The organism is Rhodococcus sp. EPR-157 (assembly GCF_001647195.1).
GTDB lineage: Bacteria > Actinomycetota > Actinomycetes > Mycobacteriales > Mycobacteriaceae > Rhodococcoides.
Genome location: NZ_LVCV01000410.1, coordinates 1 through 12300, shown reverse-complemented (window position 1 = coordinate 12300; position 12300 = coordinate 1). Strand labels below are relative to the sequence as shown.

Here is a 12300-nt window from a genome sequence, read left to right as displayed (position 1 = left end):
CACCGACTCCGGCCCCCACCTCGAGGACGGCTCGGAGATCGCTACAGCCGACACGGAAATCCCGGTTCCGGTAGAGGACCTTCTCGCGAGCACCGATCGGCTGGTCACGTCTGTCCCGATCGCCGGTCTCGAGACGGTAGTGAGCGAGCTGGGTACGGCACTCGACGGTCGAGGTACCGACCTGAACGTGCTCCTCGATTCACTCGGAACACTGTCGGAGTCGGCCGATGCCGCCCTGCCACAGACCCTCGCCTTGATCGAGGACAGTCGGACGGTGCTCGATACTCAGTCGGAGCAGTCCTCGGCGATTCGCCAGTTCAGCACCGATCTGAACCTGGTGACCGCGCAATTGAGAAGCAACGACCCCGATATTCGACGCCTGATCGGTACCGGCACGGCCGCAAGCGACCAGATCGGATCGCTCATCGCCGAAGGAGGGACGTCACTGACGTCGGTTCTTACCAACATCGAATCGGTCGCCGAGCAGATGGCGCCGAGTTCGTTCGCGCTTCAGCCGCTCCTCGCTTTTCTACCGACTCTCGCCGCGGGCGGCAGCACTATCGTTCCCGGTGACGGCACTGCACATCTCAGCCTGGTACTCGAAACGAACAATCCGCCCCCATGCACCATCGGATACGAACGTTCGCAGCAAATACTGAGCGAAGAGAATGAGCAGGATCCGAACTTCGACCCCACCGAGAGCAACTACCCTCTCAACCTGGATGCCAACTGCACGACGCCACACGGCAGCGTCACCGGCGTCCGTTCAGCAAGTCGAATCGTCTTCGCCGACCCCGAAACACCGCAACCGTGGGACGACAAGCCGAAGCTGGATCCCGACAAGCTCAACCTCAATCCGATTGCCTCACAGCTCGCCCCGCTGATCGGGGTCACCCCCAAGTAGCCGGGCCGTCCTACGAACGCACAGGTGCGCGTCGGAATCGGCCGTTGAGCCAGGTGGCAGCAGGCACCTCGACCCATCGGTAGACGGCCTCCGACACGGCTGCGGTCACGAGGAGGAACGCGAGCACGGCGCCGGTCGGTCCGGTGTACGGCACGACGTTCTCGTACACTCGGTACAGAATCAGCGTGTGCACGAGGTAGATGGCGTAGCTCCGCGTGCCCGTCCAGTGCACGATCCGCCAGTGCGCAATTCGACCGTCGTACCTACCCAGCAGCAACACCAGGCCGGTCACGACGATGATCGTCCACATGTACTGATCGCCCGCCCAATAGGCATGTACGTTCGTGGCGAGCCGTACGACCTCGGCCTGCGCGAGCACTGCGAGCACCACCCACCGCCATGAGACGATCCGCGCCCAGCCCAGGTAGATGATCTGACCGAGGAACAGCGTCGGCAGCGTTGCCGCGATCTTCGACAGCATCGGCACCGACCACGGCTGTGGGATGTAGAAGTTGTAGAGCAGAACCACGACGCACAGCGCAGCACCGAGAAGCGGCACCACGATCGGCCGCGTGCGAAGGATATCTCGCGCTGCGACGCAGTACAGGTAGAACAACAGCTGGACCGTCAGAGTCCACGTGACTCCGAGGACGGCGACCTCCGGCTTCAGGAAGAACCCGCCGAGGACGAAGCTGAGTGCGGCCTCGGAATTGCTGATGCCACTCTGCCCGCTGAACATGCCGTTGATCCCGAGCCTGACCAGGACGACGGCGAGCGCCACGGACACCCACAGCGCCGGAACGAGCCGCGAGAGGCGGCTGACCGTGAAATCTCGTCGGGACTGCCGCATCGCCGACCTCGTGACGAGAAGCCCGGTGAGCAGCATGAATATCGCGACACCGACGAACGAGAGATGGTTGTTGAGCCCGGCCTCCTGGATGAGGACGCTGTAGACGACGTCGATGACCCACCAGCCGTCGCCTCGATCGTCGATCAGGTAGAACGAGATGTGGGAGTACAGCACGGCCAGCACCGCGATCAGCCGTAGAAGGTTGGCCCCGGCAAGTTCGACGCGTGGCGCATGAACGGTCGACTGGCTGTCGACTCGCTCGCTCGGCCTGCGCAAGGGACTCACGCGGCCAGCCTAGTTTCCTGTTCATCTGCTGGACGAATCGTAGAGCCGCGCTGTGACCTCGCTGTGACCTTAGGTGGCATGTCGCGGCAGCGCGTATTTATTCCGAGAAATGGATCTCGGTTACAACTGTTGCACTAGGGGTACTAATGAGATTGGGTTGAACCCGAGAGACGATCCGCAGTAGACGACCGCGCCGTGGGATTCACGGTATGCGCGGCGTCGACAGAGAAGGGAAACACGTGTCCGAGTACACACTGCCCGACCTAGATTTCGATTACTCCGCCCTCGAACCACACATCTCGGGCGAGATCAACGAATTGCACCACTCGAAGCATCACGCAACGTACGTCGCCGGCGCCAACACGGCGCTGGAAAAGCTCGCCGCTGCCCGTGAGAACGAGGACCACGGCTCGATCTTCTTGCTCGAAAAGAACCTTGCATTCCACCTCGGCGGGCACGTCAACCACTCCATCTGGTGGAAGAACCTCTCCCCCAACGGTGGCGACAAGCCCGAAGGCGAGCTCGCCGCAGCTATCGACGACCAGTTCGGTTCGTTCGACAAGTTCCGCGCACAGTTCACCGCCGCTGCCAACGGCCTGCAGGGCTCCGGCTGGGCTGTCCTGGGCTACGACTCGCTGGGCAAGAATCTCCTCACGTTCCAGCTCTACGATCAGCAGGCCAACGTGCCTCTCGGCATCATCCCGCTGCTCCAGGTCGACATGTGGGAGCACGCCTTCTACCTGCAGTACAAGAACGTCAAGGCCGATTACGTCAAGGCGTTCTGGAATGTCGTGAACTGGGCCGACGTTCAGGCTCGCTTCGAAGCTGCGACCGCGAAGACTCCGGGTCTCATCTTCCCGTAAGTTGTTTCGCTCGAATGGGCCATCGCGCACGTCGCGGTGGCCCATTCGTGTGTTACGGCACTGAACGTCCGCTTGAATGTGGCTTCCACTCCATCTGATCGTATGGATGGACCATTCAAGCGGTTGGCACGGATGGCATGACTGGCAAGCCGTTAGCACTCGTACCGTCTTGTGTGCCAGCACCGTTCTGATCCATGCTTCTCCTACCCAACGTGGTGTACCAGAACTGAAGTCTGGAACGACCCAAGCGAGCTACGAGATGAACGATCGAGATCTCATCGGGTTTCCCCTTTCCATGCCGCCGGATTACTCCGCGGATTCGTCATTTCCGGTCGGTGGCCGGACACCACCAAGGAATGGGCACAGTTTCTCGCACTGGCGGTTCAGATCGCATCGATGCCAGGGCTCCTCGCCACGTCGACGGTCTTCGGTGCCCGGGAGGAACTTCCGGACGATCCCGCACCTGGCACGGTGGGGCTGATCCTGTCCGAGGGACCGGTCGTGGGTGAGATGGCCGTCACACCAGGGCGCTTCGCACTTCACCAACCGCCCGCGATTCTGATGCTGCATCCACCGTCGGAAACCACTCCGACGCTCCCCGAATGCGCGGGCGCCGCCTCCGGCTGCGTGCTCCTTCCCGGGCTCCCCCATCTCGGCCTGGATCACCGCGCGGCCTGGGTGGAAGCCGAATCCGACGGCACCGTGACGTCGATGGTGAGCCGCGTCGGACTCGATCCGATCAGCGATCCCGACACCGCAGTTTTGGCGATGCTCCTCGCGTCGTGACCGGTTCCCGCAGAACAGTTTTCGGGAACCCAAACTTGCTGCTGCATTGGACTTTTCGTCGGACGCCTCCTAATCTTGGTGGCAGCGAAGGGGAGTAGCCCCCAATCACCGTGTCGACATACTGGCCGTTTCATACCGGCCCGGCACTGTGAACCAACTCGAGTCGGTCGAGGTGGTGGGCGAGACCTTCGGTCAATCAAGACGACCGAGGAGCCTCTTTCACCATGCTTTCTGCACTACTACTCAGTTTCGCTGTCATCTTCGTCGCCGAGCTTGGTGACAAATCCCAACTCATGGCGATGACGTTCGCGCTGCGCTACAAGTGGTACATCGTCATCGGCGGCATCACCGTCGCCACCACGGTGGTCCACCTGGTCTCGGTGGCCGTCGGTCATTTCCTCGGACTGTCGATCCCGACTGCGGCGATCTCGATCGTCGGCGGCATCGCGTTCGTCATCTTCGGCCTGTGGACGCTCAGGGGCGACAGCTTGTCCGAGGACGAGGGCGAGAAGGCGTCGAAAGTGACGCGATCCGCCTTCGTCGCGATCGCCTCCGCGTTCTTCCTCGCCGAACTCGGTGACAAGACGATGCTCGCCACTGTCACCCTCGCCACCGACAACGACTGGGTCGGCGTCTGGATCGGATCGACTGTGGGCATGGTCGCGGCCGATGCTCTCGCCATCGTCGTCGGCGCGGTACTCGGCAAGCACCTACCCGAGCGGGTCATTCAGTACGGCGCGGCGATCCTCTTCTTCGTATTCGGCGTCGTGCTGTTCCTCGAGGGCATCATGCCGGGTACGGTGGCGCCCGTAATCGGCGGTGCGGCGATGTTGGCACTGTCGGCCGCGATCTGGACAACTTTCGGCCTCGTGCGGCGTCGGAAGGCACGTCGGCCGGTGTCGTTCGAACAGCCGAATGTGTTGAACCCGAAGTAGCGCTCGTCGTAGGATTCGCCCGATAGGACCAGGGGCGTATGACTACAACCGACGAAGCTACCAACGATCATCGATCCTCGGATCGGCTGCTCCGCACCATCGCCAGGTTCGTCTCGGCCGGCTACCTGATCTACCTCGCGATCGTGCTGCCCGAGTTCATCCGAACCACGTTCGTGACGTCGTCGTGGTGGACTTCCCTCACATTGATCACCGTCTTCGGCACCGGACTGTCCATGGGCGTGGCATCGTTGGCACGCGACACACGGTGGATTCGAATCACGGGGGCGCTCGCGACGATCGCCTTCCTCGCGGCTGCTCTGTCATGGTGGTTCGTGTGGGACAGCAGCGTCACGGACCCGAACGGCGTGCCTCTTGCGACGTTTCCCGGGCTGGCGGGCCTCGCGGCCGCCGCCTCGCTCCCCGCGTGGCTTGCGTTCGCACAGCTGGTCGTCGCCGTCGTCTCGGTTCAGTTGAGCATCAACATACTTCGCGGCCCGCTTCTCGAAGGACCACTGTTCGCAGACATCCTGTTCGCGCTGATGTTCTGTTCGATCTTCGTTGCCGCAACTCTCGGAGTTCGCCGAACGGCCCGCATTCTCGACGACACCATCGAGTCGACCCATCGACAGGCAGCGACGGCGGCGGCGATGAGTGCACGTACCGTCGAGCGCGAGCGATTCGACGCACTCATCCACGACGGAGTTCTGTCCTCACTGTTGGCCGTCGCGCGCCAGGGCCGCACCGACGGCGTCATCCGTCAGACGCAATTGACACTCGCACAGCTTGATTCGCTCCGAGACAATTCGACGACGACCTCCTTCGATGTTCCCGAAACCATTGCGCAACTCAGATCCGCCGCGACCAACGTGGACGAGGACATCGACGTCACCGTCGAATCTCGTTCCACCACTGGCTTTCCCGCCGACGTGGTGCGAACTATCAGCGCGGCACTCGCCGAGGCCGTGCGGAACAGCGTCGAACACGCGGGGCCCACCGCGGCCCGCTCGACCACGATCGTCCTCACCGAAACGACGTTGGATGTGACACTGACCGACGATGGACTCGGATTCGATCCCGCCGACGTCGCGCCGCATCGCATGGGCATCGCAGTCAGCATCCTGGGCAGAATGCGCAGTCTCCATGGAGGTTCGGCACAGGTCGTGTCCGCTCGAGGTGGCGCGGGAACAGTCGTCGAACTGCGCTGGACAGCACGCTCGTGACCGGCGGTTCCGAGGGCCAGGACATCCGCGATCTGATCGGGATGCGCTCGCCCTTCGCGTTCGCACTCGTGGCGCTGTACGTGCTGACGTGTTTCACGTGCGCCGCATCCACACTGTCCGGCGTCGACCATCCGGGGCCGGTATTCGCCGCTGCTGCACTATGTTCGACGGGGGCAATCGTGCTGACGGCCACGGCGGGCGATCCGCTTCCGTTGCGATACGCGATTCCGGTGTCAGCGATAGGACCGCTGAGTTGCGGGCTCGTGTTCAGCGTGATTCCCGCACCTCCCAGCAGCGCACTGCAGACCTGGACGCTCGGCACCAGCGTCGCTCTCTATACGGTGATGTGCGTTCGCGGACGCACTCCGCTTGCGTGGATGGGCCTGGTAGCGACTGTGGGAGTGACCTTGTGGTGGTCGGTCTCGACCGGCCAAGGTGTGGGATACGGAATCGCGTTCGGAGTCGTCAACACCGCACCGCTGCTGATGTCGAGCTTCTTCGCGTACACGCTTCGCGCGCTGAGCCGATCGATCTTCGAGCTACGTCGCCGCTCGACCGCCCGCGTGGCCCTCGAAGCAGCGGCGGCAGCAGTACTGGACGAGCGCGACTCGCAACTCGAACGCCTCGACGAGATGGCACGCCCATTGCTCGAGCGGACGGTAAACGGTCCGGACCTGTCCGCCGCGGAGGTTCTTTCGTGCACGTTGCTCGAAGCCGAGCTGAGGGACTCGTTGCGCGCACGGGCGCTCGTCGACCCTCGCCTACGGCATTCGGTGCGCACTGCACGTGGCCGCGGCGTCAACGTGGTGCTCCTCGACGATCGCGCCGAAGACCTGGCGTCCGACGTGCGTGACGCGCTGGTGACGTCGACGGCCGAACACATCGATCGGATCGACCACGGCTCGGCGACGATTCGACTTCTACCCGCTGGCCGCCCCCTCCTCGCCACGATGCTGGTCGACGCCGGGGAAACCTACCGAATCGAATACAAGCACGACGGCAGCATCGCCGAGGCGGCGCACTAGCCCCCTGGCACGAGTGATCCACGTCATTTCCCACCCTCGGTCGGATCGGGCTCACTGCCCTGCGGTTATGGTGCAATGCGAGTCCTGGGCGGTCGGCGCTGATCGGTTGCGCCGAGCGTCCATCGCCCTAGTCGAGGAGATGTGCACGTGGAGATTTCGGGAACAGCAGCATTGGTCACAGGAGGGGCGTCGGGCCTCGGAGCGGCGACGGCCAAGCGCCTCGCAGACGCCGGGGTCACGGTATTCGGCCTCGATCTGGCCCAGTCGATCGAACGGGCAGGTGACAGCGTTCCCGCCGGAGTGACCCTGATTCCAGCCGACGTGACCAGCGAAGAAGAGGTCGAGGCCGCACTCGACAAGATCACCGAGTCGGGCGTCCCGCTGCGAATCGTCGTCAACTGCGCCGGCGTCGGCTGGGCGGGACGAATCCTGTCGAAGAAGGGCCCGCACGATCTCGAGCTCTTCCGCACCGTTATCACGATCAACCTGCTGGGCACGTTCAACGTCATGCGCCTGGCCGCGAATCGCATGCAGTCGTTGTCGACGGTCGACGACGCGGGCCAGCGAGGCGTCATCGTCAACACCGCGTCGGTCGCAGCGTTCGAGGGACAGATCGGCCAGATCGCGTACACCGCATCGAAGGGTGGCGTCCACGCGATGACCATCACCGCTGCACGCGACCTCGCTCAGGTCGGCATTCGCGTAAACACGATCGCCCCCGGCATCGTCGACACCCCGATGCTCGCGGGCGTCACCGAGGAATACCGCAAGGGGCTCGAAGCCAGTGTGCCGTTCCCGTCCCGCCTGGCCCAGCCGACCGAGTACGCCCAGCTGGTCCAGATGATCGCCGAACACGACTACCTCAACGGTGAGACGATCCGGATGGACGGCGCGATCCGGATGGCGCCGCGGTAGCTGGTTTTGCGTTCCTGACCACCGCTTGAATGGACCATCCATACGATCGGATAGCTGGAATGTGACATTCAAGCGGTGGGCGGGCAGGGCATCCCGACGCGCAGCGACTCGAGCGTCGGGATCTCGATCTCGGCGCGATCGCTCATCCACTCGCGCAGCACCTTGGTGGCCTGGACGTCGTCCTCGTTGTAGACCAGAAGCCGCTCGCGCTGAGAGAGGTCCGGCTCGGCGTCGTAGCCGACCGCGTCTCGGTACCATCCCATCGACGCTTCGCCGCCGGCCTCGTCGTCTCGCCAGTGGAACCCGGCGATCGGCGCGATCTTCTTGAGCCCCTTGCCGTTCGGGCAGATGAACTGATCGCTGACGGCCTGGTAGATGTCCACCCACTGCTCGCTGTCGATGAATTCGCGAATCTCGGCTTCGGTCGGGACGCCGGGGACGTCGCCGAACCGTCGGGCCGAGTCGAGGAGCCACTTGTCCTCCGCTTGACGCGAATAGCAGTATGCTGCAAACGTTTTGCCGCGCGCGGCCGCGTCGGCACGCTTCGCCATCAGCCAGCCCCAGAACTCGGCGAACGAGCGGCCCTCGTCGTTCGTCGGCAGCGGATCCCACGTGACGAACCCGCGATACACCGGTGGTGGGCCGCCTGCCTCGGTGAGCAGCGTGCCCCACAGGTAGGCACCGTGTTCCTGGTAGCTCTCCATGTCCACGTCCACCTCGACGTCGGCCCTGTGCACGACGACGTTCTCGGTTCGACGCAGCAACGGAACATCCGCTCGCCACGCTGTCGCAGCCGCCACGGCGTCGTCGAAACTGCCGAACGGCCAGTTGTCCGGTTCGGGGCCGGTCCATCTCGCGAGCTCGTCGATGGTGAACACGCCGCTCTCACGCAGTACCTCGGCCCGCATTCCCGACGCCACGAGCGACACGTCGCGGGTGGCTGCGAGCTGAGGCTTGCAGTCGGTCCACCACGAACACGAACGACATTCGCTCACCTGGGACGGGACCGTGTAGCTCTCGCCGCGAGCAATGGCGAGTCGGTCGGCGAAGCGGGAGTCGTACTCCGCGAGGACCGCGTTCAGATCGTGCACGAGAATGCACTCCGCGCGATACCCGACTGCCCCACCGACAGCGTCCTCGGACGCCAAACCCTCGAAATCGAGCATGCGATGAAGGTGAGCGAGACGCAGTTGGTCTCGCAGCTGACTACGGACTTTGCGCGTCTCGTCGACGCCCGGCGCCCAGGCCGTCAACGGAGACGTCACCGCACCTCGACCCGGATCGGTGACCTTGTGATTGACGACGATGATCGGGATGTAGCCGGTGCCCGACGGCGCCCGCATCAGCAGCTCGCTGCGCCCGCGACGCCCGGTGTCACGCTCGGCGGGCAGCACGGCGTTCCAGATCCACTCTGCTCCGCGTCTGCAGGCGGCGAGCGTGCGCTCCGAGGCCGTCCTCGCGTCCGCTGCGTCGATCTCCACCCATCCGTCGAGCTCCGCCGCGAACATCGCACGAATGGCCTCACGGTGCGCCTGCGCAGCCTCGCGGCGTTGCCGAACCCCCGGGTTCTCGGGCTCACTGCGCTGCAGGGCGGAGTACGCGGTGTCCAGGTACAGCCGGTGTCTGCATCGGGTGAGAGATCCGGCGTCGATGAGTACCGACGGCTCTCTCCCCGACGACGCACGCGCCGCGACGGGCTGGCTGTTCACAGTCCCGAGCCTATGTCCCGCTACCGACACGCCCGATGCGACCCACCGTCGCGAACCGATAGGCTGTATCGAAGCCAGCGCGAATGCCGCGCCGATGCTAGGAGAAGCTGACGTAAGGGGCCTTGTCGATGGGGTTGTTCCGCAAGCGCAAAGGACGTGCCACTCGGAGGGCCGAGGCAAAGGCACTCAAGCACAAAGCGACGCTGGAGGCGAAGCTCGGTGCGAAGAACGAGCGCAAACAGCTGAAGTCCATCGCCAAGGCACAGAACAAGCTGAGCACGATCGAAGCGAAGTCGCAGAAGAACGTCGAGAAGGCACAGATCGCCACCCTCAAAGCGCAGCAGAAGGCCGCCGCTCAGGGGTCGATCAACGCAGCGCAGGTTCGTAAGTACATCTCCATCGCGCGTGTACTGATCCCGGTGCTGACTCCCATCGTCTACCGCGGTGCGGCAGTGCTGCGCAACAAGCTCGACGAGCGCAAGGCCGGCAGGCTCGGCATCAACCCAGCCGAGCTCGGCGATTACAGCGGGTACGGCGCCAAGCTGACCGCGCGTATCGCCAGTTCCGAGAAGTCTCTCGCACAGGTCGCTGCCGCCGGCTCCGACGCCGAGACCGGCAAGTTCGCCGACGCCATCTCGCAGCGTCTGACCGACCTCGGTACCGCGGTGCGTACGTCCGAGCAGATGCCGCCCGCTCGTCGCAAAGCAGCTCATCACGCTATCTCCGCCGAGCTCGACGGCATCGAGGCCGACCTGCTGGCTCGTCTCGGCGTCCGCTAGCAGCTCGCTGATCCCATGACGTCCCCCGCCGCCTCGCTTCGCGGCGGAGCTGTCGGTGCGTTGACGGTCGCGTTGGCCGTCGCCGCCCACGGCATGGCCGGCGGGGGTTACCCGTCGGGGTCGGCGACCGTGTTCCTGCTTGTCGTCGCCATCGGCGTCGGCGCGATTGCCTCGATGCCCAATCCCCGCTCCTCGCGTTCGCAACTCGCAACTGTGTTGGGCGGACTCCTCCTCGGCCAGTCGGCGTCGCACATCGCGCTTGCGGTCGGCAACCCGCTCGAGATGATGCACGGGCACTCGATTGTGCCCAGTGCGACCATGATCGGGTTCCACCTCGCGGCATCCGCGGCAACCGCGGTCCTCGTCTGCGCCGCCGAGGGTCTGTACGGTCCGATCACATCGATCGTCCGTGCCGTCCTCGACCCGCCTCTCCCACTGCCGGGCGTCACCACCGGCCCCTTCTTCGTCGGCAACCCCGAAAAGTCCTCACTTCAGTTCTTCGGCACCTCGATCTCGAGACGTGGCCCACCTGTGTCGGTGTAGTCCGATCAGCTATCTGCCACTTCACTTTTCGAGAAGGAACCTCTTCACCATGAACAGCTTCATTCGTCGTGCCTCGTTCATCGCAGGCACCACAACGTTGGCACTCGTTTTCGGAGCGGGCGCCGCATCGGCACACGTATCGGTATACGCACCCGGCGCCGAGCAGGGCGGCTACAGCGTCCTCACGTTCCGCGTACCGACCGAATCCGATACTGCGGCGACGTCCTCGGTCAAGGTCGAACTCCCCGGCCTCAGCTCGGCTCGCACGCAGCCGATTCCGGGATGGACCTCGACCGTCGACAAGAACGCCGAAGGCCTCGCCACAGCAGTGACGTGGACAGCAGCACCGGGAGCGGAGGTCCTGCCCGGGCAGTTCCAGCAGTTCCTTCTCTCGGCTGGACCACTGCCCGAACAGGATTCGGTGAGCTTCCCCGCAACCCAGACCTACAACGACGGGGAGGTCGTCGAATGGAACGAGGAGCCTGCGGCCGACGGCAGCGAGCCCGAAAAGCCTGCCCCGACGCTGACCTTGACCGCGGCGAGCGCCGAGTCCGACGGCCACGGATCAGCCACCGTCACGGCTGAGGCCGAGGCACCGAGCGCGGCAGAGTCCGACAACACGGCCCGCTGGATGGCCGGTGTCGCACTGGTTCTCGGCGCACTCGGCGCGGCGCTGGGTATCGGCGCAGCCGTTCGAGGCCGCCGCTCATGAGCCGAGTCGCGTCCCTGAGGGCCGTACTGGTTGCAGTACTTGCCGCATCGGCGCTTCTGATCGGAGCGCCGACCGCATCGGCCCATTCCGTCGTCACCGGATCGGATCCAGCCGATGGATCTCAGCTCGCAACAGGGCCTTCGCAGGTGTCGGTCTCGTTCAACGAGGTACCGCAGTCTCAGTTCGCCACACTCAACGTCGTCGGACCCGACGGCAATCTGTGGTCGAAGGGCGACCCTCGGATCGAGGGACAGAGCATCGTCGTCGACGTCGGAGAACTCGGTCCGGCGGGCGACTACACCATCGCCTATCGCGTCACGTCTGCTGACGGGCATCCCATCAGCGGCACAATCGGGTTCACGTTGACCGCGGCGGGATCCGGCTCGCCGGGAGCAGCGGCCGACGCGTCGGCCGCGACCGATTCGGAAGACGGTGGCGGCATCCCGCTGTGGCCGTTCCTCGTCGCAGGCGGGCTCGTCTTCGGCGGCGGCCTGGCCTTCGCGTTGCGCAAGCCGAAGGAGCAGTAGCTGACCGTGTTTCGCCGGTGGTGGGTACTCACCGCCGGCCTGACGGGCATCGCCGGGGTCGGCGTGGCGTGGCTGCTCGCCCGCCCCGACGGCCCCGATCCATCGTCTCTGTTGCGCGTGATCGCGGACTGCCTCGGGGCAACGGCTCTGGGGCTCGGGCTGCTGCGGACCGACCTGTTTCCGGCTCGCAGCAGACCACCCGTCTGGCGTAGCGCGGCACTGGTCGCCGGCGCGTGGACGGCCGTCG

Annotated in this window: 12 protein-coding genes and 2 pseudogenes; 12 read left to right on the top strand and 2 right to left on the bottom strand. The window is 64.7% G+C overall.

Translation table 11 applies throughout. The annotated features are described in order from the left end of the window. A partial coding sequence (locus A2J03_RS18990; protein WP_068377041.1) for an MCE family protein occupies window positions 1-904 on the top strand: 904 nt, incomplete at its 5' end. 10 nt (window positions 905-914) lie between these two features. Here A2J03_RS18990 and A2J03_RS18985 read toward each other — a convergent pair. Beyond that, the gene (locus A2J03_RS18985) at window positions 915-2030 is read right to left on the bottom strand and encodes an acyltransferase family protein (RefSeq protein ID WP_231912611.1); all 1116 of its coding nucleotides are present in this window, start codon (window positions 2028-2030) and stop codon (window positions 915-917) included. A 248-nt stretch (window positions 2031-2278) separates the two neighbouring features. Here A2J03_RS18985 and A2J03_RS18980 point away from each other — a divergent pair, with 248 nt between their 5' ends. The 6 genes and pseudogenes from A2J03_RS18980 to A2J03_RS18955 all read left to right on the top strand — a co-directional run bounded on the left by A2J03_RS18980 (window position 2279) and on the right by A2J03_RS18955 (window position 7783). Beyond that, complete coding sequence (locus tag A2J03_RS18980; protein ID WP_068377045.1) at window positions 2279-2902, top strand: superoxide dismutase; 624 nt, start codon at window positions 2279-2281, stop codon at window positions 2900-2902. 282 nt (window positions 2903-3184) lie between these two features. Further along, window positions 3185-3688: pseudogene (locus A2J03_RS18975) on the top strand (peptidase); the annotation flags it as partial. Between the two features lie 224 nt (window positions 3689-3912). After that, the gene (locus A2J03_RS18970) at window positions 3913-4623 is read left to right on the top strand and encodes a TMEM165/GDT1 family protein (protein ID WP_068377033.1); all 711 of its coding nucleotides are present in this window, start codon (window positions 3913-3915) and stop codon (window positions 4621-4623) included. 38 nt (window positions 4624-4661) lie between these two features. Further along, on the top strand, window positions 4662-5843 hold the full coding sequence (locus A2J03_RS18965) for a sensor histidine kinase (protein WP_068377030.1): 1182 nt from the start codon (window positions 4662-4664) through the stop codon (window positions 5841-5843). Continuing rightward, window positions 5840-6868, top strand: a complete 1029-nt coding sequence (locus A2J03_RS18960; protein WP_231912610.1) for a hypothetical protein — start codon at window positions 5840-5842, stop codon at window positions 6866-6868. The genes A2J03_RS18965 and A2J03_RS18960 overlap by 4 nt, the downstream gene beginning before the upstream one ends. A gap of 147 nt (window positions 6869-7015) precedes the next feature. Further along, window positions 7016-7783, top strand: a complete 768-nt coding sequence (locus tag A2J03_RS18955; protein ID WP_068377024.1) for an SDR family NAD(P)-dependent oxidoreductase — start codon at window positions 7016-7018, stop codon at window positions 7781-7783. A gap of 68 nt (window positions 7784-7851) precedes the next feature. Here A2J03_RS18955 and A2J03_RS18950 read toward each other — a convergent pair whose 3' ends face one another. After that, window positions 7852-9492: a TM0106 family RecB-like putative nuclease gene (locus A2J03_RS18950; RefSeq protein ID WP_068377021.1), complete on the bottom strand. Its 1641-nt coding sequence runs from the start codon at window positions 9490-9492 to the stop codon at window positions 7852-7854. Window positions 9493-9620: 128 nt separating this feature from the next. Here A2J03_RS18950 and A2J03_RS18945 point away from each other — a divergent pair, with 128 nt between their 5' ends. From A2J03_RS18945 to A2J03_RS18925, 5 genes and pseudogenes are all read left to right on the top strand, one after another. After that, entirely contained in the window at window positions 9621-10271 is a 651-nt protein-coding gene (locus A2J03_RS18945; protein WP_068377018.1) for a DUF6474 family protein, read from the top strand. A 15-nt stretch (window positions 10272-10286) separates the two neighbouring features. Continuing rightward, window positions 10287-10814, top strand: coding sequence for a hypothetical protein (locus A2J03_RS18940; protein ID WP_068377014.1), 528 nt, complete (start codon window positions 10287-10289; stop codon window positions 10812-10814). Between the two features lie 49 nt (window positions 10815-10863). Further along, window positions 10864-11526 (top strand): YcnI family copper-binding membrane protein, encoded by a 663-nt coding sequence (locus tag A2J03_RS18935; RefSeq protein ID WP_068377012.1) that lies wholly within the window; start codon window positions 10864-10866, stop codon window positions 11524-11526. Continuing rightward, a complete protein-coding gene (locus tag A2J03_RS18930) occupies window positions 11523-12053 on the top strand; it encodes a copper resistance CopC family protein (RefSeq protein ID WP_068377009.1) in 531 nt (176 codons plus the stop codon). The genes A2J03_RS18935 and A2J03_RS18930 overlap by 4 nt, the downstream gene beginning before the upstream one ends. A gap of 6 nt (window positions 12054-12059) precedes the next feature. Next, a pseudogene (locus A2J03_RS18925) lies at window positions 12060-12300 on the top strand (CopD family protein); the annotation flags it as partial.